At 64.9% G+C, this 22,243-nt stretch carries 18 protein-coding genes and 1 tRNA gene; 8 read left to right on the plus strand and 11 right to left on the minus strand.

The features are described from left to right. Positions 1–6 precede the first annotated feature (6 nt). The 5 genes from ACIPUB_RS07460 to ACIPUB_RS07480 all read left to right on the plus strand — a co-directional run bounded on the left by ACIPUB_RS07460 (position 7) and on the right by ACIPUB_RS07480 (position 4,423). Positions 7–846, plus strand: coding sequence for a purine-nucleoside phosphorylase (locus ACIPUB_RS07460; protein ID WP_407606864.1), 840 nt, complete (start codon positions 7–9; stop codon positions 844–846). Positions 847–903: 57 nt separating this feature from the next. Then, entirely contained in the window at positions 904–2,646 is a 1,743-nt protein-coding gene (locus ACIPUB_RS07465) for a phospho-sugar mutase (RefSeq protein WP_407606810.1), read from the plus strand. 84 nt (positions 2,647–2,730) lie between these two features. Continuing rightward, complete coding sequence (deoC, locus tag ACIPUB_RS07470; RefSeq protein WP_407606811.1) at positions 2,731–3,408, plus strand: deoxyribose-phosphate aldolase; 678 nt, start codon at positions 2,731–2,733, stop codon at positions 3,406–3,408. Between the two features lie 51 nt (positions 3,409–3,459). Further along, positions 3,460–3,708 (plus strand): hypothetical protein, encoded by a 249-nt coding sequence (locus ACIPUB_RS07475; protein ID WP_407606812.1) that lies wholly within the window; start codon positions 3,460–3,462, stop codon positions 3,706–3,708. A 277-nt stretch (positions 3,709–3,985) separates the two neighbouring features. Further along, positions 3,986–4,423: a universal stress protein gene (locus ACIPUB_RS07480; RefSeq protein WP_407606813.1), complete on the plus strand. Its 438-nt coding sequence runs from the start codon at positions 3,986–3,988 to the stop codon at positions 4,421–4,423. A 78-nt stretch (positions 4,424–4,501) separates the two neighbouring features. Here ACIPUB_RS07480 and mfd read toward each other — a convergent pair whose 3' ends face one another. Further along, on the minus strand, positions 4,502–8,116 hold the full coding sequence (mfd, locus tag ACIPUB_RS07485; RefSeq protein WP_407606814.1) for a transcription-repair coupling factor: 3,615 nt from the start codon (positions 8,114–8,116) through the stop codon (positions 4,502–4,504). A gap of 172 nt (positions 8,117–8,288) precedes the next feature. Here mfd and ACIPUB_RS07490 point away from each other — a divergent pair, with 172 nt between their 5' ends. Together ACIPUB_RS07490 and nhaA are read left to right on the plus strand one after the other, a co-directional pair. Next, positions 8,289–8,786, plus strand: coding sequence for a DUF2505 domain-containing protein (locus ACIPUB_RS07490; protein WP_407606815.1), 498 nt, complete (start codon positions 8,289–8,291; stop codon positions 8,784–8,786). A 279-nt stretch (positions 8,787–9,065) separates the two neighbouring features. Then, on the plus strand, positions 9,066–10,418 hold the full coding sequence (gene nhaA, locus ACIPUB_RS07495) for a Na+/H+ antiporter NhaA (protein WP_407606816.1): 1,353 nt from the start codon (positions 9,066–9,068) through the stop codon (positions 10,416–10,418). A gap of 93 nt (positions 10,419–10,511) precedes the next feature. Here nhaA and sufU read toward each other — a convergent pair whose 3' ends face one another. The 7 genes from sufU to ACIPUB_RS07530 all read right to left on the minus strand — a co-directional run bounded on the left by sufU (position 10,512) and on the right by ACIPUB_RS07530 (position 16,756). After that, positions 10,512–10,961, minus strand: coding sequence for a Fe-S cluster assembly sulfur transfer protein SufU (gene sufU / locus ACIPUB_RS07500; protein ID WP_264268212.1), 450 nt, complete (start codon positions 10,959–10,961; stop codon positions 10,512–10,514). Then, positions 10,958–12,301 (minus strand): SufS family cysteine desulfurase, encoded by a 1,344-nt coding sequence (locus tag ACIPUB_RS07505; protein WP_407606817.1) that lies wholly within the window; start codon positions 12,299–12,301, stop codon positions 10,958–10,960. The genes sufU and ACIPUB_RS07505 overlap by 4 nt, the downstream gene beginning before the upstream one ends. Positions 12,302–12,604: 303 nt before the next feature. Then, positions 12,605–13,183, minus strand: coding sequence for an aminoacyl-tRNA hydrolase (gene pth, locus ACIPUB_RS07510; RefSeq protein WP_407606818.1), 579 nt, complete (start codon positions 13,181–13,183; stop codon positions 12,605–12,607). A 22-nt stretch (positions 13,184–13,205) separates the two neighbouring features. Further along, on the minus strand, positions 13,206–13,781 hold the full coding sequence (locus ACIPUB_RS07515) for a 50S ribosomal protein L25/general stress protein Ctc (RefSeq protein WP_407606819.1): 576 nt from the start codon (positions 13,779–13,781) through the stop codon (positions 13,206–13,208). Between the two features lie 305 nt (positions 13,782–14,086). Next, entirely contained in the window at positions 14,087–15,067 is a 981-nt protein-coding gene (locus ACIPUB_RS07520; RefSeq protein WP_407606820.1) for a ribose-phosphate diphosphokinase, read from the minus strand. 46 nt (positions 15,068–15,113) lie between these two features. Continuing rightward, a complete protein-coding gene (glmU, locus tag ACIPUB_RS07525; protein WP_407606821.1) occupies positions 15,114–16,586 on the minus strand; it encodes a bifunctional UDP-N-acetylglucosamine diphosphorylase/glucosamine-1-phosphate N-acetyltransferase GlmU in 1,473 nt (490 codons plus the stop codon). Positions 16,587–16,684: 98 nt separating this feature from the next. Beyond that, positions 16,685–16,756: transfer RNA gene (locus ACIPUB_RS07530), tRNA-Gln, on the minus strand. Positions 16,757–16,909: 153 nt separating this feature from the next. On the opposite strand from ACIPUB_RS07530, the gene ACIPUB_RS07535 reads away from it, so the two are divergent. Further along, positions 16,910–17,578 (plus strand): TetR/AcrR family transcriptional regulator, encoded by a 669-nt coding sequence (locus tag ACIPUB_RS07535; protein WP_407606822.1) that lies wholly within the window; start codon positions 16,910–16,912, stop codon positions 17,576–17,578. A 586-nt stretch (positions 17,579–18,164) separates the two neighbouring features. Here the strand turns inward: ACIPUB_RS07535 and ACIPUB_RS07540 are convergent. From ACIPUB_RS07540 to ACIPUB_RS07550, 3 genes are read right to left on the minus strand one after another with little or no spacing between them, the layout of a single operon-like run. After that, positions 18,165–19,967, minus strand: coding sequence for a hypothetical protein (locus tag ACIPUB_RS07540; protein WP_407606823.1), 1,803 nt, complete (start codon positions 19,965–19,967; stop codon positions 18,165–18,167). Continuing rightward, positions 19,964–21,439 (minus strand): lipopolysaccharide biosynthesis protein, encoded by a 1,476-nt coding sequence (locus ACIPUB_RS07545; protein ID WP_407606824.1) that lies wholly within the window; start codon positions 21,437–21,439, stop codon positions 19,964–19,966. The genes ACIPUB_RS07540 and ACIPUB_RS07545 overlap by 4 nt, the downstream gene beginning before the upstream one ends. Beyond that, positions 21,432–22,145, minus strand: a complete 714-nt coding sequence (locus ACIPUB_RS07550; RefSeq protein ID WP_407606825.1) for a family 16 glycosylhydrolase — start codon at positions 22,143–22,145, stop codon at positions 21,432–21,434. Before ACIPUB_RS07550 ends, ACIPUB_RS07545 begins: the two co-directional genes overlap by 8 nt. Positions 22,146–22,243: the final 98 nt, after the last annotated feature.

The following is a 22,243-nucleotide window of genomic DNA, read 5'->3' on the forward strand; positions in this document are numbered from 1 at the left end:
CTGACAATGCAGGGATCCGCCGGTAGGTTTAACCCCGTGATCGACAACGAATCCTCCCCCTTTGACCTGGCCAATGCCGCCGCCGCCAAGATCGCCGAACTGACCGGCGTCCCGAACCACGACATCGCCCTGGTGCTTGGCTCCGGCTGGGGCGAGGCTGCGGACCTGATCGGCGAGCGCACCCACCGCATTGACGCCACCGATCTGCCTGGCTTCCACGCCGCCGCGGTCCCGGGGCACGTCGGCACCATTTCCTCGGTGCTCACCGCCACCGGCAAGCGCGTGCTGGTGCTCGGCGCCCGCACGCACTTCTACGAGGGCAAGGGGGTGCGCTCCGTGGTCCACGGGGTGCGCACCGCCGCCGCCGCCGGCGCCAAGACGCTGGTGCTGACCAACGGCTGCGGCGGGTTGAACCCGGACTGGATCCCGGGCACCCCGGTGCTGATCAAGGACCACATCAACCTCACCGCCACGTCCCCGCTGGAGGGGGCGACGTTCGTCGACCTCACCGACCTGTACTCCTCGCGCATCCGGGCCCTGGCCCGCGAGGTGGACGCGTCGCTGGACGAGGGCGTGTACGCGCAGTTCACCGGCCCGCACTATGAGACCCCGGCCGAGGTACAGTACGCCAAGGTGATCGGCGCGGACCTGGTGGGCATGTCCACCGCCTTGGAGGCCATTGCCGCGCGCCACGCCGGCATGGAGGTCTTCGGCATCTCGCTGGTCACCAACCTGGCCGCCGGCATCTCGGCGACAGCGCTCAGCCACGAAGAAGTCATCGAGGCCGGCCAGGCCGCCGGCCCGCGGATTTCGGCGCTGCTGGCGAACATCGTCGCCAAGCTCTAGTTCCCCCGCCCACGCACTCCCCCCGCCCCGGCACAGCAGAAGGATCCACCACAGCAGATGAGCACCCACCAGATAAACGCCGAGTTGCTCGAGCGCGCCGCGGCCTGGGCCGCCCAGGACCCTGATCCCGTGACGGCCGCCGCGCTGCGTGAGCTGTGCACCGCCGCCGCCGGGGATGAGGGAGCAGCCGCCGACCTGGCCGACAGGTTTGCCGCCTTCCTCGCCTTCGGGACAGCGGGGCTGCGTGCCGAGCTGGGACCGGGCCCGAACCGCATGAACTCGATGGTCGTGCGCCGCACCGCCGCCGGCATCGGACGCTTCCTGCTCGACGCCGCCGCCGGAGCCTACACGCCGTTGGCGGTCATCGGCTTTGACGCCAGACACAACTCGGATGTCTTTGCCCGCGAATCCGCAGCGGTGCTCACCGCTGCGGGCATCGAGGTGCAGCTGCTGCCCTCCGCCCTGCCCACCCCGGTGCTGGCCTACGCCGTGCGCGCGCTTGGTGCGGAGGCAGGGATCATGGTGACCGCCAGCCACAACCCGCCGGCGGACAACGGCTACAAGGTCTACCTCGGCGGCCGCGCCGAAAGCGGATGGGGCCAGGGCGCGCAGATCGTCAGCCCCGTGGATGCACGGATCGCCGCGCGGATCGACAACGACGAGTCCATCGCCTCCATCGCGCTGGCCGAGGGCGGCTGGGGCGTGCTGCCAGGTGCCGGGGAACCCGGGGACATCGAGGGCAGGTACCTTCAGGCCATCGCCGGCGTCGTCCCGGCCACGGACGGGAACGGCGGCGACGCAATCACCGCCGCACGGGAAAACCTGCGGATCGTGTTGACCCCGATGCACGGGGTCGGCGGGCACACCATGGCCCAGGCGCTGGGCCGCGCCGGCTTTTCGCGGGTGCGCCTGGTGGCCGAGCAAGCAGCACCGGACCCGGACTTCCCCACGGTGGCCTTTCCCAACCCGGAGGAGCCAGGTGCCCTGGACCTGGCCCTGGCCCTGGCCAGGGCCACCGACGCCGACCTGGTCATCGCCAACGACCCGGACGCCGACCGCTGCGCCGCCGCGGTGAAGTTCCCCGACACCGGCTGGCGGATGCTGCGCGGGGACGAGGTCGGGTGGCTGCTGGGTGACCGCTGCGCCGCCACGGCCGCCGACACCGCGGTGCTGGCCAACTCCATCGTTTCCTCGCGCATGCTCGCCTCCATCGCCGCCGCGCATTCGCTGGCGCACGAAAACACGCTGACCGGGTTCAAGTGGATTTCCCGTGTCCCGGACCTGGCCTTCGGCTACGAGGAGGCGCTGGGCTATTGTGTGGCCCCGTCGCTGGTGCGCGACAAGGACGGCATGTCCGCTGCGCTGGTGCTCGCCGACTACGCGGCCGAACTCAAGGCAGCCGGGTCATCCCTTCCCGAGGTGCTCGATGCGCTGGCGTTGGACCACGGGTTGCACCAGACCGACCAGCTCTCGGTGCGCGTGGCTGACCTGGGCCTGCTGGACACCATGATGCATTCGCTGCGTGTCGCCCCGCCGGCCACCCTGGGTTCGGAGGACGTTACCGGGTTCGAGGACCTTTCCCTCGGTGCCAACCTGCCGCCCACCGACGGGCTGCTCTTCGCCACCGCGGCAGGCACCCGGGTGATCGTGCGCCCCTCGGGCACCGAGCCCAAGCTCAAGTGCTACCTCGAGGTCATCGCCTCGGTGGCCTCGCCAGCCGACCTGCCGGCAGCACGCGCCGCGGGCAACGCACGTCTCGAGGCCATCAAGCTCGAACTCGCCGGCCTGCTGAACCCGTAGCCGCGACCGGCCGCGCGCCGGTCGCACCCCTCCCGCACACCCGTCTATTCATCCGCACCACGACCAGGAGCCACAGAACTCGCCATGAGCACCCAGAACATCGCCTCGTACATCGACCACACCATCCTGAACCCCGACGCCGCGGCCACCGACATCGCCCGCATTTGCGCCGAGGCAGTGAAGCACTCGTTCAAATCCGTCTGCGTGAACCCCATCTGGGTGGCCACGGTGAGCGAGGCACTGGCGGGCTCCGGCGTGCTGACTTGCTCGGTCATCGGTTTCCCCTTCGGCGCCACCCCGACGGCGTCCAAGGTCTTTGAGGCAAAGACGGTGGTGGCCGACGGCGCGAACGAGGTCGACATGGTCATCAACATCGCCGCAGCCAAGGCAGGGGACGAGGAGGCGCTGGTGGCCGACATCTCCGCCATCGCGCAGGCCGTGCACGACGGCGGGGCGATCCTGAAGGTCATCATCGAAACGGCGCTGCTCAGCGACGACGAGAAGGTCCTGGCCTGCCGCGCCTCGGTGCGCGCGGGGGCCGACTTCGTGAAGACCTCGACCGGTTTTGCCGGCGGCGGAGCGACGCTCGAGGACGTCGCGCTGATGCGTGCCACCGTGGGTCCGGACCTGGGCGTGAAGGCCTCCGGCGGGGTGCGTTCGCTTCAAACCGCGCTCGCGATGATCGCCGCCGGCGCCACACGTCTTGGTTCCAGCTCCGGAGTTGCTATTGTGGAGGGTGAACAAGGCGCCGAGGGCTACTGATCTCGTATCCCGCACGCGCATTGAAACCAGATCATTTTTAGGAGATTCGCTGTGTACTCGAACGGCAAGAATGTAGCCCACTCGGGCCAGGGCCGCCTGGCCGGGAACGTCATCGCCTTGGTGGTGTTCTTCGTCCTGTTCGTCGGGGCCATCTACTCGCTATCGTTCTGGACGCTGGAGAACGCCTGGCTCCCGGGCATTGCTTGCCTGGTGCTGGCCATGTTGGCCTTCGGCATCCCGCAGCACATCCTGGGCATGTCCGACCGCGACCCGGCGAAGACGGCCTCGCAGCAGGACTAACCGCCTTCGGCGTTTCCCGCATCAGGGGGAGGCAGCCACCGCGCAGCACCCGCTTGTCCGCACTATGCGGACCCGGTTGCCCGCGGTGCCTGCCTCCCCTTTTGCATGCCGTTTCCGTGCGGTTTCCGGCAAGGACCCGGCGCCCGGGCAGGGGGCACGTAACGCAACGCTGGAATTTCTACACTATGTAGAAAACCGGGATTCGCCGCGTGTAGGATGAGGTCAGCGGATCCCGCAAGGGATTCGTTCCCCTGACTGATGAATTGAGCGTTTCACCATGGACAACTCTCCACACGGCACCATCATCGTCGGCGTTGACGGGTCACCGCAATCGATCAGCGCCCTGCGCTACGCCGCCACCTTGGCAGCACCCTTGGGCCACGGCCTGGTGGCATTCTCCTCCTGGCTTCCGCGCATTGCGCTGGAGGACTACACCCCCGCATGGGCTCCCGAGCAGGACGCCCGCGACTCGCTGGAGAAGTCCATCGAAGAGGCTTTCGGGCAGGACGTCCCGGCAAACCTGGAGCGCAAGGTGGTCATGGGACCGGCGACTCCCAACCTCATCGAGGCCTCGCAGGACGCGGCAATGCTCGTGTTGGGCACCCGCGGACGCGGCGGCTTCAAGGGCATGGTCATGGGTTCGGTGTCCAGCTCGCTGGCCGCGCACGCCAAGTGCCCGGTGCTGATCCACCATGGGGAACCCACCTCCGCCTAACGACGGGCGAACACACGCAGGCCGGGTTCCTGCCCCCATCGGCGGGCAGGAACCCGGCCTCCCGTTGTTTCGCGTCGGCTACGCCTTGGCGCGCAGCGCCTCGACCTCGAAGATGTTGGACAGCACCCCGGAGACCCATTCCAGGATCTGCTCGTCCACCAGGTCTCTGCCGCCGATCGCGGAGGTTTGCGGTTTGGGGATCACGATGGCGCCCAGTGCCGGCTTGTCGGCAGCGCCCTTGTACATCCGGGCCAGGCGCAGCTGCCGCGAATCCGGCAGGTCGGCGATGGCGGCCGGTGCGAACTTGATCATGTTGCCCATCATCGCCACGTCCGTTAGCCCCAGTGCGCGGGCACGGATGCGGATCCGGGCGACCTCCAGAAGGTTCACCACCGGGGCCGGCGGCTGGCCGTACCTGTCCACCAGCTCGGCCAGGACGTCCTCAAGCGCGGCGAAGTCGGTGGCCGCGGCGATCTTCCGGTAGGCCTCCAGGCGCAGTCGCTCCCCCGGCACGTAGTCGTGCGGCAGGTGCGCGTTGACCGGCAGCTCGATCTTCATCTCCGCGGTCTTCTCGTCGGTCTCGCCCTTGAAGTCGGCCACGGCCTCGCCGACCAGGCGCAGGTAGAGGTCGAAGCCCACTCCGGCGATGTGTCCCGATTGCTCGCCGCCGAGCAGGTTGCCGGCGCCGCGGATCTCCAGGTCCTTCATGGCCAGCTGGTAGCCCGAGCCCAGTTCGTTGTGCGCGGCCACGGCCTTCAGCCGTTCCAGCGCAACCTCGCCCAGCGGCTTCTCCGCATTCCACAGGAAGTAGGCGTATGCCCGCTCCCGGCCGCGGCCCACGCGCCCGCGCAGCTGGTGCAGCTGCGAGAGGCCGTAGTTGTCCGCCCTATCCACGATCAGCGTGTTGGCGTTGGAGATGTCCAGGCCGGTCTCGATGATGGTGGTGGAGACCAGCACGTCGAACTTCTTCTCCCAGAAGTCCTGGATGATCTTCTCCAGCCGGGACTCGCTCATCTTGCCGTGCGCCACCTCGACCCGGGCCTCGGGGACCAGTTCGCGCAGTTCGGCCGCGATCTTGTCGATGGAGGAGACGCGGTTGTGGACGAAGAAGACCTGCCCGTCGCGCATCAGCTCGCGGCGGATGGCGGCGGAGATCTGCTTGTCGGTGCGCGGGCCCACGTAGGTGAGCACCGGGTGGCGCTCCTCGGGCGGGGTCGCCAGCGTCGAGGTCTCGCGGATGCCGGTCAGCGACATTTCCAGGGTGCGCGGGATCGGGGTGGCGGACATGGACAGCACGTCCACGTTGGTGCGCATCTTCTTGAGCTGTTCCTTGTGCTCGACGCCGAAGCGCTGCTCCTCGTCGACGATCACCAGGCCCAGGTCGCGGAACTGGACCGTGTCCGAGAGCAGCCGGTGGGTGCCGATGACCACGTCGACGGTGCCGTTCTTCAGCCCCTCGATGATGTCCTTGGACTCCTTGACGCTCTGGAAGCGCGAGAGCGTCTTCACGCGCACCGGGAAGCCGGAGTAGCGCTCGGTGAAGGTCTGTTGGTGCTGGGAGGCCAGCAGCGTGGTGGGCACCAGCACCGCAACCTGCTTGGAATCCTGCACGGCCTTGAAGGCCGCGCGCACCGCGATCTCGGTCTTGCCGAAGCCCACGTCGCCGGAGACGAGCCGGTCCATCGGGATCTCCCGCTCCATGTCCGCCTTGACCTCGTTGATGGTGGTCAGCTGGTCCGGGGTCTCCACATAGGCGAAGGCCTCCTCCAGCTCCGACTGCCAGGGGGTGTCCGTGGCGAAGGCGTGGCCGCGGGATGCCATGCGGGCGGAATAGAGCCGGATCAGGTCCCCGGCGATCTCCTTGACGGCCTTGCGCGCCCGGGACTTGGTGCCGGCCCAGTCCGAGCCGCCCATCTTGGACAGCGTCGGGGCCTCCCCGCCCACGTAGCGGGTGACCTGGTCGAGCTGGTCGGTGGGAACGAAGAGCTTGTCACCCGGGGCACCGCGCTTGGCTGGCGCATATTCGAGCACCAGGTATTCGCGCTTGGCGTCGGCCCCGCCGGCGACCTTGCGGGCGATCAATTCCACGAATTTGGCGATGCCGTGCTGTTCGTGGACGACGAAATCACCCTCGGTGAGGGTCAGCGGGTCCACGGCATTGCGCCGCTTGGCCGCCAGCCGTTTGGCCCCGGTCGGGGCGTAGGCGCTGGAGCGGCCCAGAAGGTCGGCCTCGGTGAGGAAGCCGAGCTTCAGCGAATCGAGCGCGAACCCGCGCCCGGCCTGCGCCGTGGTGATCTCGATGAGCCCGGGGGTGGGTGCCTCGTCGAGGGATGCGATGCGGTGGGTGGGGATGTCGGCGTCGTGGAAGAGCTCGGCCAGGCGCTGGGCGGGTCCGGGGCCGTCGGTGGCCACCACGATCGACCAGTCGTCCTTGATGCGCCCGGAGATGAACTCGAGCATCTCGGCGACGTCTCCCTGGTAGCCGCGCGGCTCGCGCGCATCGAGACGGATCGAGTCGGCCTCGGGCAGCAGTTCGGCGTCGGTGCCCAGCGAGGTCACCGACCACCAGGAGACCTTGGCGGCCTGCGCGTCGTTGCGGGTGGTGGCCAGTGAGGTGAAGTTCCCGGCCTCCAGCTCGGCAGCGGCGGCCTGCGCCTGGGCCTGGGACAGGTCAAGGGGCGCGGCCCCGCCGTCGGAGGCGGTGGCCCAGGCGGCGGCCAGGAACTCGGCGTTGGTGGCCTCCAGGTCGTGTGCGCGGGCACGCACCCGCTCCGGCTCCATGACCAGGGCAATGGATTCGGCAGGCAGCGCCGAAAGCAGCGGCACCATGGCATCGACCAGCAGCGGTGCCAGGGATTCCATGCCCTCCACGGCCACGCCGCCGGCGATCTTGGCGAGCATGTCGCGCGCCGCCGGCATCTCGGACTGCAGCTTCGCCGCCCGCGACATCACCGAGGGGGTGATCAGCAGCTCGCGGCAGGGCGGGGCCTGGATCCGGGTGGGCGCCTCGTTGTCCAGGGAGCGCTGGTCGGCGATGGAGAAGAAGCGCATGGCCTCGATCTCGTCGCCGAAGAAGTCGATGCGCACCGGGTGGTTCAGGGTGGGCGGGAAGACATCCAGGATGCCGCCGCGCACCGCAAACTCGCCGCGGTGCGTGACCATGTCCACCCGCGCATAGGCGGCGTCGGCCAGCGCCCTGACCACGGCGGAGAACTCGTATTCGTCCCCCACCTTCAGCTCCACCGGTTCCAGCTTGCCTAGGCCGGCGACCAGCGGCTGGATGACCGCGCGGATCGGCGCCACAATGACCTGCAGGGTCGAATCCCCGGTTTCGAGCCGGCGCAGCACGTGCAGGCGCCGGCCCACGGTGTCCGATCGCGGGGAGAGCCGCTCGTGGGGCAGCGTTTCCCAGGAGGGGAACTCCGCCATGGCAGCCTCGGGGAGGTAGCTGTGCAGGGCGGCGACCAGCTCCTCGGTCTCGCGGCCGGTGGCGGTCACCGCCAGCACGATCCCGTCGGTGACCTTCGAGCGCAGCGCCTCGACGGTTTCCGCGGTGATGACCGCTCGCATCCCGGCAGGGGCGGCTATCTCCAGCTCGTTGGCGCGGGCGGCGTACCCGGTGGCGGCGTTGGATCTGACGCGGGAAAAGGAGGTGTCGGTTCGCAATGCGGTGCGCAGGCCGTGAAGCGCCATCGGCTGGGGTCCTTTCCGAAGACTGATGCGCGCACAACACAAGTACCCGAGATCCATGCCGGGTCCCGGGGTGCGCCATTCAAGCGTACCGCCGCGGGCAGGCAAGCCCGGTACGCTGGTGGGGTTGTATCAATATTGGTTCGGCCAATCTATTTTACGGAGTTTTGCCCCCATGGCCCTTAACGCCACCACAGACCTGACACACGCCCCCGACGCCGTCATCGCCACGCTGGTCGACCGCGACTTCGCCGAGCACCTGACCGGACTGGTCGGCGGATCGCTCAAGAGCTTCGATGTTTCCGGCGACACCGCCGCGGCCTTCACCCTGACCACCGTCCGCACCCTGCCGACCGACCGCGCACCGGAAATGGCCCGCAAATTCGTGGGCCAGACGGTCGAGGTCACCCAGGTCGAGTCCTGGTCGGCACCGGCCGCCGACGGATCGCGGGAAGCAACCCTGAAGCTCACCGTCGGTTCCCTGCCGGTATCGGTGGCCGGCACCGAGTCCTTGCGGGCCACCGAAGCAGGATCGGCCCTGGGCGTGGAGGCCACTGTGTCCTCCTCCATTCCATTCGTGGGCGGAAAGATCGCCTCGGCCGCCGAGCCGTTCATCTCCAAGGCACTCTCGCTGCAGGGCGCCAAGGTGTCCGCCTGGATCGAACGCGGCTAAATACCGATGTTTCGCCCGCCGCGGTTGCGGCGGGTGCCGGAACCGGCACAATGACCGGCGCATGGCTGCCCACCTTGGGCAGCCATGCGCCGGTCTTTGTCCTCCGGGCAGGCTGCCGCCGGAGGGCACCTCCACGCGCCCCAAGACGAAGCGTCCATTGGCTTCATGAGGCTTCCGGATGTGCACTGGGACACCCTGAGGCGATAGTGTTGTCTCTGGTGTGCCGGGAAGTCTGGTCGGCGATAACTTCAGCGTCCCCGAAAGAATTGAAGAAGAACCATGAGCCAATCCCCCACGCCATCGCCGAAACCGAAGACGGTTTTCGGTCCGGGAAGCTACACCGAACACCTGCGCATCGGGGAAATCCTGCGCAGGGAAACCGTCGGCGGACTCGTCCTGATCATTGGCGCCGTCGTTGCGCTCATCTGGGCCAATTCACCGGCATCGGACAGCTACTTCGCACTGCGTGACTTCCACTTCGGTTTCGAGATCTTCGGCATTGACCTGGACCTTTCCCTCGGCCACTGGGCAGCCGACGGCCTGTTGGCGGTGTTCTTCTTCCTGGTGGGCCTTGAGCTGAAGAAGGAGTTTGTCGCTGGCGATTTGCGCGACATGAAGCGTGCCATCGTCCCGGTGACCGCCGCCTTCGGCGGCGTTTTGGTGCCTGCACTGATCTTCGTCGCGTTGAACGCCTCCACCGGTGGGGAAACCCTGCGCGGCTGGGCAATCCCCACGGCCACCGACATCGCCTTTGCGGTTGCGGTGCTGGCCGTCATCGGGTCGAACCTGCCCTCCCCGCTGCGCATCTTCCTGCTGACACTCGCGGTGGTCGATGACCTGATTGCCATCGTGATCATCGCCTTCGTCTTCACCGAAGACCTGAACCCGCCCTACCTGCTGATGGCGCTGGCCCCCATCGCCCTCTATACCTTCGTGACGCACAAGTGGCCCAAGTTCTTTGCCGCGAACCTGTGGGCCCCCTGGGTCATCCTGCTGCCGCTGGGCATCGCAACGTGGGCCTTGGTCTTCGGCTCGGGAATCCACTCGACCATTGCCGGCGTCGTGTTGGGCTTCTGCGTCCCGGTGTTGCGCAAGAACAAGGACGAACTCGACAGGCCCGGCCTGGCCGAGCAGCTCGAGCACCGCTTCCGTCCGCTCTCCAGCGGCTTCTGCGTGCCGGTATTCGCCTTCTTCTCCGCCGGCGTGGCAGTGGGCGGCGCTGAGGGATTCGCCTCGGCACTGGGCGACCCGGTGCTCTGGGGCATCGTCTTCGGCTTGGTCTTCGGCAAGCCCATCGGCATCATGGGCGCGACCTGGCTGGTTACCAGATCGTCAAAGGCGAACCTTGATCCGGACACCAAGTGGGGCGACCTGCTGGGCGTGACGTTCCTGGCCGGCATCGGGTTCACCGTGTCGCTGCTGGTCTCCGAGCTGTCCTTCGGCCTGGCGTCGCCGCACTATGACCACGCCAAGGTCGCGATCCTGACCGCTTCGCTCCTGGCCGCCATCCTTGGCACGATTTGGCTGCGGCCGCGCGATCGCCGCTACCGCCTGGTCAACGAGCGCGCCGCCAGGGACGAAGACAGGGACGGCATTCCGGACATCTTCCAGAAGCCGGAAAACCTCGGCTAGAAGAACCACCGCATACAGATAGAGCCGGATTGGCCGTCCCGGAAATTTCCAGGGGCAGCCAATCCGGCTCTTTCGGCTTAAGGGGAGTGCGAACTACTGGTTGGCCGCCAGCAGGGCGGCCTCGGCGGCAACCCACGACAGCATGGCGCACTTGACCCGGGCGGGGAACTTGGAGACGCCGGCAAATGCTGCGCCGTCACCCAGGATTTCCTCGTCCCCGGCCCGGCTGCCCCGCGAGCGCATGAGTTCGCGGAATTCCTCCAGGATGGACATGAATTCGTCGCGCTCGATCCCGGTGGCCAATTCACTGAGCACCGAGGCCGAGGCCATGGAGATCGAGCAACCGTCGCCCTCCCAGGAAACATTTTTCACGATGCTTCCCTCAAGCTGGACGCGCAGTTGGATGTGGTCACCACACACGGGGTTGTGTTGCATCGATTCGCCGTGGGCCACCCCTTCCGGAGCCTCGAGCAACCCGGCTCCGTGCCTGGCCTTGGCATGGTCCAGGATGATTTGTTGGTACAGCTGGTCCAGATCGTTCACTTGCCGACTCCGAAATATCCGCGCACGTCCGACACCGCATTGAGCAGGGCGTCGACGTCACTGGTGGTGTTGTAGAGGTAGGTGCTTGCCCGGGTGCTGGAGACTACGCCCAGTGCCCGGTGCAGTGGTTGGGCGCAGTGGTGGCCCACGCGCACGGCAATGCCGCGCGAATCCAGGAACTGGCCCACGTCGTGCGGGTGCACGCCTTCGATGATGAAGGGGGCAGTGCCGATGCGTGCCGCGCCCTGGGCCGGGCCCAACACTCGCACCCCCGGGATAGCGTCCAGGCCGGTGAGCATGCGCTCGCCCAGGTTTTCTTCCCATGCCGCGATGCGGTCCATGCCCACTTCGCGCAGGTATGAGACGGCGGTGGCCAGGGCGTGGACCTGCGAAATCCTTTGGGTGCCGGCTTCGAAGCGCATGGGTGCCGGCAGGTACTCGGCCTTCTCCATCGTCACCGAGGTGATCATGGATCCGCCGGTGAGGAAGGGCGGCATGGCGTCAAGCAGTCCGGCACGGCCATAGAGTCCACCGATACCGGTGGGGCCAAGCATCTTGTGTCCGGAGAACGCCATGAAGTCCACATCGAGGGCCTTGACGTCCACGGGCAGGTGCGGGACCGACTGGCAGCCATCGAGGACCGTCAGTGCGCCGACATTGCGGGACAGCGCCACCAGTGCCGCAACATCGGTCACGGTGCCCAGGACGTTGGAGACATGCGTGAAGGCCACCACCTTGGTGGCGGGGGTAATGATCGAGCCGGCGAGGTCCATGCGCAGGGCGCCTGATTCGTCGACGGGAATGTACTTAAGGGTGGCGCCGGTACGCAGCGCCAGTTCCTGCCAGGGAATCAGGTTGGCATGGTGTTCGAGCTCGGTGACGACGATTTCGTCCCCTGCTCCGAGCGCGAAGGCACGGGCTGCATCTCCCCCGAGGCCCGCACTGGCATTGCCAAAGGAGTAGGTGACGAGGTTCAGCGCCTCGGTGGCGTTCGAAGTCCACACCACTTCGTTGTCCTTGGCCCCGATGAAGCGCGCCACGTCGGTGCGGGCCTGCTCAAAGATGTCCGTGGCCTCGACGGCCAAGGAATGGGCACCGCGGTGGACTGCAGCATTGAAGTTCTCGTAGTAGTGCTGTTCGGCCTCGTAAACGCAGCTGGGCTTTTGCGAGGTGGCCCCGGAATCCAAATAGGTCAGCGGCACTCCGTTGACGTTGCGACCCAAGATGGGGAAGTCTGCCCGCAGCCGCGAGACTTCGATGTCATCCAAGGCCTTGGGAAGGGTATCTTGCGTCGTGGGCAATGCACTGGACACGTTGGGATCCTCCGAAGTTCGTTTCATGCCGCCTTCGCCGCAACGGCTGTGCGCCGCGCTGTGCGGCTGGTTCCGTGTGACGATCGTGATTACGGCATCATTTGCTTCGCTAATTCTCCCACGTTCGGGCCTTCATGGCACATAAGTCAACCCTTACCAATTTGTGCCCGGCCCCGAATTTGGCATAAAAAGGTGCCGGCAGCGGGGGCGGGGATGGCCCCCGATCTCAGGGGGCAACCCACTACCGGCCCCCCTTGTTCCTGGGGCCAAAAATGGCGCGTCCAATCGGGGGCCGGACGGCTTCACCGTGAAGCACCTCGGTTCCCGGTACTAATCGTGGAATTTGCGTAGCGCCGATTCCAGTCCGTGATTCACCAGTTCTTCCACGGCGTCCGCCGCCGCGTCGGTCAGGAACGGTAGGGACTTCTTTTCGTCCTTCGAGAAGTCCTTGAGCACGTAATCCGCTGTCTCCATGCGACCGGGAGGCCTCCCCACGCCCACTCGCACCCGCAAATAGTCCTTGGTGCCCAGGGCCTTGGAAATGTCACGCAGTCCGTTGTGGCCGCCTTCGCCGCCCCCGAACTTGAGCTTCACGGTGTCGAAGGGAATGTCGATCTCGTCGTGCACGGCAATGACGTGTGCCGGATCGATGCCAAAGAACTTTGCCAGATTGGCCACGGGTCCGCCCGAGAGATTCATAAAGGTCATCGGCTTCGCCAGAACGAGTCTGGGCCCGCCAATGCCCAAGCGTCCCTCGAGGATCTGCGCCCGGGAGCTGTGGGTCTTGAACTTTCCGCCGATGCGCGCGGCAAGTTCGTCGACGGCCATCTGGCCAACATTGTGCCTGTTATGCGCGTAGCCGGGCCCGGGGTTTCCGAGCCCGGCTACGAGCCAGGTTTCGCTAGTCATGCGACAACCAATGTCGAGATGATTACTCGGCGGAAGCTGCCGATTCCTCGTCTGCTTCCGAAACTGCGGCATCGATCGTTGCAACGACAACGCTGCCTTCGATGGCCAGGGCGGTGCCCTCCGGGAGGATCAGGTCCGATGCGAGGATCTGGGTTCCCGCGGTCAGGCCGGAGACGTTGGCGACAACGTGCTCCGGAAGGGCGACTGCCTCGGCTTCGACGGCGATGACCGCGTGGTCCAGGGACAGGGTCGAACCGGCGGTGAGTTCACCCTGGATCTGGACGGAAACCTCGACGATGACCTTTTCGCCCTTCTTGACGATCAGGAGGTCAAGGTGGTCAACGGTCTGGCGCAGGGCGTGGCGCTGGATGTCCTTCACCAGGGTGACGGTGTCTTCGCCGTCAACCGAGATGTTCAGGAGGGCGTTGGAGCCACGGACTGCAAGGGTGGTGGCGGCGGACGGCAGCAGGACGCGGACCGGATCGGTGCCGTGGCCGTAGATCACTGCAGGGATCTTGCCGGCGCGGCGGGCCTGGCGTGCGGCGCCCTTGCCGAAGTCGGTGCGCAGTTCGCCGTCAAGGGTGATGATGTTGCTCATGGTGTTCTCCTTGTGGAAGATGATTAATTGGTTCCTGCCCCGCTCGGGCCTAGAAGCATCATCATCCGATTCCTGTAAAGGAGAAGGACGCGTAGTGCGTTTCTAGCCTCGTCGATAACGGACCCCCATTTGCATGGGGTTCCCTCGCCTGGGCACAAGTAGATATTTTAGCAGGGCACGGGCATCCGGGGGAAATCGTCCAAGATCCAGGACTGGACCCTTAACGGAAGCGGACCCCGACGCGGCGCCCGCTTGGGAGCTGCTTCGGGGTCCGACTTCAAGCCGATGTCCCGTGGGACGGGTTCCTAGGCGTCGCCATCAAAGAGGCTGGTGACCGAGCCGTCTTCGAAGACTTCCTTGATGGCCCGTGCCAACAAGGGTGCGATCGAAAGCACCGTCAAGGTTTCGAAGCGCTTGGATTCCGGAATTGGCAGGGTGTTGGTCACCACGACCTCGCGGGCACCGGACTCGGCCAGGCGCTGCGCGGCCGGGTCGGAGAACACGGCATGCGTGGCGGCGATGATGACGTCCTTGGCACCGGCGTCTTTCAGCACCTTCACGGCGCCGGCAATGGTTCCACCGGTGTCGATCATGTCATCGATCAAGACACAGGTGCGGCCCTCGACTTGGCCGACGACGGTCTTGGAAACGGCCTGGTTCGGGACCGTCAGGTCGCGGGACTTGTGCACGAAGGCCAGCGGCGCGCCACCGAGGCGTTCGGCCCACTGCTCGGCCACGCGGACGCGACCGGTGTCGGGGGAAACCACGGTGACCGGGTCGTCCCCGACAACCTTGCGGATGTGGTCGGCCAGCAACGGGATGGCGAAGAGGTGGTCGACCGGGCCGTCGAAGAAGCCCTGGATCTGCGCGGTGTGCAGGTCCACGCTCATGATGCGGTCGGCACCTGCCACCTTGAACATGTCGGCAACCAGTCGGGCCGAGATCGGCTCGCGGCCGCGGCCCTTCTTGTCCTGGCGCGCGTACGGGTAGAACGGGGCCACCACGGTGACGCGCCTGGAAGAGGCACGCTTCATGGAATCAACCATGATCAGCTGCTCCATGAGCCAGTTGTTCAGCGGCGCCGGGTGCGCCTGGATGACAAAGACATCCTTGCCTCGCACCGATTCGCCGGAGCGCACATAGATCTCGCCGTTGGCGAAGTCGTAGGCACTCATCGGAAGCAGTTCGGTCCCAAGGGCCGCTGCCACCTCTTCTGCCAGCTCGGGGTGGGCACGCCCGGAAGCCAGCACCAGCTTCTTATCGACAGTATGGCTCAGTTCGCTCATGGAATCGCTTTCTCGCTCTGACGGGGATCGGAAATGATGTGGAGGGTTACTTGGCCTGGTCCGCGGATTCCGCGGTCACGCCGGAATCCAGTGCGGACTTGAATGCGGCTTCCGCGGCGGGGGAACCGGGACGCTTGGACATCGTCCAGCCCTCGGTATTTCGTTGCGGTGCCACGGTCAGGGCAAGGGCCCCCGCCGGAACGTTTTTGCGCACGATGGCGCCTGCACCTGTGTATGCGCCGTCACCGATGCTCACGGGTGCGACAAACACGGTGTTGGAGGCGGTGCGCACGTGCGAGCCGATGACGGTGCGGTGCTTGTTGACGCCGTCGTAGTTGGCGGTGATGTTGCCACAGCCGATGTTGGTGTATTCACCGATTTCGGCGTCCCCGGCGTAGCCCAGGTGCGAGAGCTTGGAGCCACGGCCAACGACAATGTTCTTGGTCTCGTAGAAGGCTCCGATCTTGGCGTCAGGGCCGAGATTGGTCTTGGGGCGCAGGTAGGCGAAGGGGCCGACCGATGAGCCTTCGGCAATGATGGAGTCGGTTACGTCCGAGCGGACGATCTTGGCGCCGCGCCCGACCTGGGTGTTGGTCAGCGTGGTGTCAGGGCCGACGACCGCATCGGTTCCCACGGCGGTGCTTCCATGCAGCTGGGTGCCCGGCTTGATGGTCACGTCGTTGGAAAGTGCCACCTCGACATCGATCCAGGTGGTTTCCGGGTCGATGATGCTAACGCCTGCGCGCATCCACTTTTCGAGGATGCGGCGGTTCATTTCCTTGCCCAGTGCGGCCAGTTGGACCCGGTCATTGGCGCCCTCGACCTGCCAGGCGTCCTCCGTGACGACGGCCGCGACGCGCCCCCCCGTGGACCGGGCAATGCCCAGCACATCGGTGAGATACATCTCGCCCTGCGCGTTGTCGGTCGTGACCTCGGCCAGTGCCGAGCGCAGGACCTCGGCGTCAAATGCGTAGATCCCGGAGTTGACCTCCCGGATTGCGCGTTCTTCGTCGCTTGCGTCCTTGTGTTCGCGGATGCCGGTCACCGTTCCGTCCTCGGCACGCAGGATGCGGCCGTATCCGGTGGCATCTTCCAGCAGTGCGGTAAGCACCGTGACGGCATTGCCTTCGCGGTCGTGGGTGGCAACCAGTTCGGACAACAGCTCGGTGGTCAGCAACGGGACGTCGCCGTACGTGACAACGATTGTGCCTTCCAGCGCCGGGTCCAGCTTTTCGAGGCCCAGTTGCACGGCTCGTCCGGTGCCCGGGATTTCGTCCTGGTCGGCGATGACGACGTTCGGCTTGACCTGCAGGAGGTGCTCGACGACGCGTTCGCGTTCAAATCGGACCACCGCCACCAGCGTTTCGGGGTCGAGCCCCTCAGCTGCGGCAAGGGCGTGCCCCACCATGGAGCGACCGCCGATTTCATGCAGGATCTTGGGTTTTGCCGATTTCATCCGGGTTCCTGCGCCTGCGGCGAGAACGATGACAGCGGCTGGTGCGTTGGCGTGAACGCTCAAGATTGGTACTCCCCTGCTACATTGGCTAGCCGGACCGGCCGGGCCAGGCCTCATCATTCTATCCCGGCGAAACACCGGGATTTTCAATGATTGATGAGTTCCGCCCATAGGATTCGAACCTATACTCCACAGCTCCAAAGGCTGGGGTGCTGCCATTACACCAGGGCGGAATGTGCGTTGAGCTTGCCTCACCGGCACAGTGAACTATTCTGCCACGACTGTAGGCATCGATGCGACTTGAACGACGTCGGCGCGTTCATCCTCTGTTCACACCACCGTGACTAGGCATGGTTTATGCCGTTCCTGTGCTTACTATGTTGCTTATGAGCCCCACCGCACGCCCGCGCACGCGAATGACCGGAGTCCAACGCCGGCTTCAGCTGATCGATATCTCACGCCAGCTATTCTCCTTGCGGGGCGTAGACGGAACCACGATCGAAGAAATCGCCCGCGCTGCGGGTGTGTCCAAGCCCATCGTCTATGAGCACTTTGGTTCCAAGGAAGCGCTCTACATGGAAGTGGTCACGAACGAATACCGGGAGTTGCTGTCGCGGATCACGGAATCACTCTCCGGTGACGACTCCTCACGGGTGTTGCTGGAGAAAGCAGCGCTCGCGATCTTGACCTACATAGAGGACAGCACCGAAGGATTCCGCATCCTGGTTCGCGATGCCCCGCCGTCCCAGCCCGAGGGCACGTATTCCACCCTGCTGACCAAGGTGACCGAGCAAGTCGAGCACATCCTGGCCGACGAGTTTTCCCGCCGCGGGTTCAGCGCCGAGGATGGATCCATCTACGCGCAGATGCTCGTGGGCATGGTCGCCATGACCGCGCAGTGGTGGTTGGATGCCCGGCACCCCGACAAGCGCACGGTTGCCGCCCATGTGGTGAACCTGGCCTGGTACGGTTTGACCGGCCTTCGCAAGGATCCTGCGCTCCAAGACCAGCAGGCCCGGCAGTCCCCGACAGCCGAGGTTCCGCAGGCGGAGTAGTCGGACCAAATTCTCCAGGTGACATTCCTGCCGGCGGTGGTGGTCGGGCAGGCTTGCACCCTTGGCCCTGACTGCACTTCTTGATGGTTCAAGACTTGTTGCTCCCCGCCTGGCACTCCACTGGATCTGTTGCCCCTTCGGGCGCACGGTTTCGCCCCGTAAGGAGTCAGGGCCGCTTAATCGTTATCCCCGACGCGGTGGATTCCATGTGCCCGGGGTTCGGCAACCCCCAGCGACACGTGGAACCCCCGAATCCCGCGGCCCCCCGTGTCACGGCGGAGACGGACAAAGCCCGCGGCACCCATGAGTAGAAGGCTGATAAATCCGGCAACGGGTGACCACCACCCTGCAACGGCCATTGCCGTCGCCACAAAGGTTGTGGCGCAAAAGCTCAAGACAAGGGCCATGGCCAAGGTGTCACCCCTGTCCCTCGGACGCATCCGCAGTGCCCACCCGTAGCCCGGCACGAAGAGACAGAAAACCACGGCACTGATCAAGTGCACTGCTTCCACTTCAAGCAAGAGCACAATGTAGATAATCGTCACCACGATGACGACGGGTCCGGTGCCAATGATGCGCAGGGCACTCATTGGTTCCTGCCCAAGTCCGAAAGCCTGAAAACGGTGGCGTCGGTCGTCTCATAGGCAATCTCAAATCTGTCGGATTGCCGCAATTCCGCCTCGATCCGTTCCAGGCTCCCTACCGGCATGGACTGCTCGGCGTTGACGGCAATTTTTTGGCCCCGGGTAATCAACACGTATCCTTCGGTGTATTTGCTGTCGACGAGCCATGCGGAAAGCCTGACAGCAGGGTCCGACAGCAACCCGCGAATCGATTCTTCCGGTTCACGGTCCAACGGCACATATGTGAATTTCTCGTAGTCGATGAAACGCGCCGGATAGTTTGGGCTCCCTTCAACGAGCAAGGAGCCGGGTGCCGCATGCGCGTATACCCAGCTCGAGGCTTCAATCTCTTCAGGGGGAAAGTAGTTCTGTTGTTCCTTGCCGTAATAGCCGAGCAGAAACCCCGGAGTGACCAGTGCGATGACAACACCGGCAGACACGAGGCTTCGCAAGGGAAAACCCTGGCCGTCGCGCGGGAGACACGTTTCGGCGGCGAGTATGGCAATGAACGGCGAGGCGAACAGGAACGCCCGGAACAGCACCTCTCCACCGAAGCCAGTGGTCAACACCAGGATTCCGGGCAGCAGCATGAGGATCGCGGCGGTGCCGCGCGGCCCCATGCCGTCCCAGCGGTGCCAATTGCCTTGCTTGTTCCGGTTCGCCCAAATGCCGAACACCGACAACAGGCCGGCGATGGCAACGGTGGACCGGCCGCCCCAAACCACAAGCAGTGCCGTGCCCGTGATGGCACTCGCCTTTTCGAGGGTCTGGTCTGCGTTGTCCACGACATTGCCGAATTCCGAGACTAGCTCACGCAAGTTGGGAAGTGTGTAGTCCAAGGCCCCGGTAAAGGCCCACCCGGCTATGACCGCCAGCGCAACGATCGGCAGTTGCCATGCATTGGTGCGTCGTAGTGCAGTCAACGCAACAACCGCCATCAGCATCATCAGCGGAGTGATCTGATGGGTGAGGGCCACCGCGGCGACGATCACGGCAAACGGACCAATCATGGCCACATGTGACATCGGCCTGAGCATCAGCCCGACCATGGCCAAATAGAGGATCAAGCCGACGGCCTGCGGGGAGAAGTAATCCTGCCCCACCCAGTTGATGAGCAGGAAGAACATCAGGCCCAGCCAGATCAACGTGCGGTTCCGTGTAAGGCCCCTGAAGACGTAGCGCAATACGATCACGGTGAACAGGTTGAAGGCCACGGGGGCCCAGGAGGCAATTTGGAGCACGTCGGATTGCCCGGAGAGGTCAGTGAGCAGGGCGCCGCCGGCAAAGAACCCCGGCCAGTTTTGGTAGATTTGCCCCGCGTCAAGGGTGGTGTCAACCGATCCGTGCCGCTGGATGTACTCGACGATGCCAACGTGTTTATAGGCCCACGAGTAGCGAAGCGTGCCGTATAAAACCGCGGGTGTGCCGTGGATCAACACGATGTACGTGACCAGGAAGGTACCGAGCACCCAGCTTGGCAGACCCTTGTACAGGCTGGCCAGGAAGCCTCCAAGGAGCAGCGCCAAGGCAAACGCCGTCACGGGAGTGAACAGGCTCAGCAACCCCAGGGCGCCCATGTCACGGGGCTCCGCACCGCTGAAGCTCCAGCCCCAGAGTGCCACGGCCACGAGGGGAATCGCCAAGCACACCGCAATGCTTCTCATATGCTTGGCACCCCCGGTGCCAAGGGCTGCCGGCGGTGTCGCCGGGACCTCGCCGTGGATATTCGACCCATGACGGCCACTCGATGTGGTTTGCGTTTTCATTGCCGCTCCCCGGCAGTCGCAATGGTGTTGGGCCAGGGTTTTGGCCAGTTAGTGCCCCGTGCCTTCGGCACTCCGCAGGCATTGAGTGCAGTAAGAGAGGAATGTCCGGTCCGCTCCAGTTTGCGTTTGGTCCGCCGTGAACGGTGCAGCCGTCCGGCCCCATCGACGAAAGAACGCCATCCACGCTCGTTGTCCCACAGGCCCGTGCGCCCCGTCACCAGCAGGAACACCGCTGTGACGCTGTGGATCATGAGGATCGCCAGTCCGATGCCGGCAAGCCCCCACGTGTGCAGGGCATACCATCCGCCCACCCAGGTGCTGATCGAAATAAACGCATACACCCCTACGACCGCGCGCATGTTTCCGCGCACCCTGGCCGTACTTACGCTTATGCCTACAATCAGGTGCGGGATTGCCGACGCCAAGATAAATTGCAGGGTCGACGTCGCGTTTTCCGCGTAGTGCGGTCCCATCAAACGCAGCACAAACGGGGCAAAAACAATGCCGAGGATCGCGGCGGGAACCACCAGTTGGGCACCATGCAACAACGCCCTGCGCGCGTATGCGGTTGCGTGGGCCGGGTCGTGAACCGATTCGGCAATCAAGACGCTTCCCACGTTGCTGACGATCAGGTACAACGATTCCCCGATGGCGTTGGCAATGTACCAATACGCGCTGGCTTCCGCTCCGGCGACCTGGAGCACGATCAACGTCATGACATCGTTTGTCGCAAACCAGAGCATGGTCGCCAGGTGGTCGGACGCGGCAAAACGCACAATGCTTGATATCGGAACCCGCGTTTCCTTGGCCGGCCGGGAGTCCCGGGCCGCAGCTTGGCGCGCGTACCGCAGCGCCAGTGCCGTGATAAGAAGCACCGCCAGCAAGGCAGGGATCATGGTTGCCGTAAAAATTGCCCACGTGGCGGCACCGGCGAACAACGGAAGCAGGGCGATCTTGAACACGGATGCGAGGCCGTTCTGGATCGGGACCCAGCCGGTACGGCGCAGACCGATGAGCACTTGATCCTGCAACACGTAGAGCACCCATATCGCCGTGCCAACGACAAAGGCAAGCATCGCCACCGGGCTGTCGCGAAGGAAACCAAGTTTTTCGGCCCACAAGGGTTGTCCCAGCAGGAAGATCCCTGCCGCAAACATGGCGGCCCCGGCGCAAAACGCGTAGCAGCTCATGATGATCCGTGCCGTGCCGGATCCGGCCGCAGGCAGGAATCGAATCAGGCCGTTGTTCATCCCCAAGGTTGCAAAGTTGGCAAGCAAGGCGACGGTCGACATGAGTGCCACACCAATGCCGACCGCCGATGTGGGGAGCCATCGGGCGGCGAGCGCCCAGAAGGCAAGTCCCAGCACAGAGGTGAGTCCGGTGCCGATAATGAGGGCATCGGCACTGCGTCGTAACGGATCGTTGAACCGTGCCCTGAGCGAGCCGGCAATACCGATCTTCTCGCTAGTCATTTTTCAGGATCCGGACGTGGTCAATACTCATCGTTGCGGGGAAAACCGTGGACTCGTCGGGGTTTCCGGGAAAGTCTCCCCCGACGGCAAGGTTCATCACCAGGTACATGGGTTCATCCGGAACCCGTTCGTCGTCCAGCTGCCACACCTGCTTTCCGTCCAGGAAGAACTTCAGTCGACCGGGCGTCCAGTCCAACCCGACGGTGTGCCAGCCTTCGGTGAGCGTGTATCCGCCGGGGACCGCGTATTTATGGCCGAGCGAGCGTTCCGCGTCGTTCTTTGGATGCATGCGCATCCGAAGTATTCCCGGTTTATGGCCCAGCAATTCCAACAGGTCGACCTCGGGGACCGGTTCCGTGCTTGCCGGAAGCATCCAGATCGCCGGCCATAGTCCACGGCCCGCCGGCATTTTTAGGCGGACCTCGACCTTTCCGTAGGTGAACGCGAATTTCGCCGGCTTATCGTATGCCGGGGGTCCGGTCGTGACCATGCCCGAGGCATAGTCGAACGGTTTGCCCTCCGAGTCGTAAACCCGGCGATCCTCCGCCGTCAGGTTCAGGATCCCGTTGGCGATTTTCGCTTGCTCCGGCATGTACCATTCGAGCTCGTTATTGGTGGCAATGGTGCAACCGCCCTTGTCCCACCAATGGCACCGATTCCAGATCGACTCATTCAGGGTGTTTTCATCAAAACGTTCATCCAGCAAGATCCTTTCGTCGGCCGGTTCGACGGGCGCCACGGATGCCCCCGGATTGGGTTCCTCCGCGGGATCTGCAGGTTTCCCCTGCCTCGGGGAATCATCGG

The organism is Paeniglutamicibacter sp. ORCA_105 (assembly GCF_045798545.1).
Taxonomy (GTDB): domain Bacteria; phylum Actinomycetota; class Actinomycetes; order Actinomycetales; family Micrococcaceae; genus Paeniglutamicibacter; species Paeniglutamicibacter sulfureus.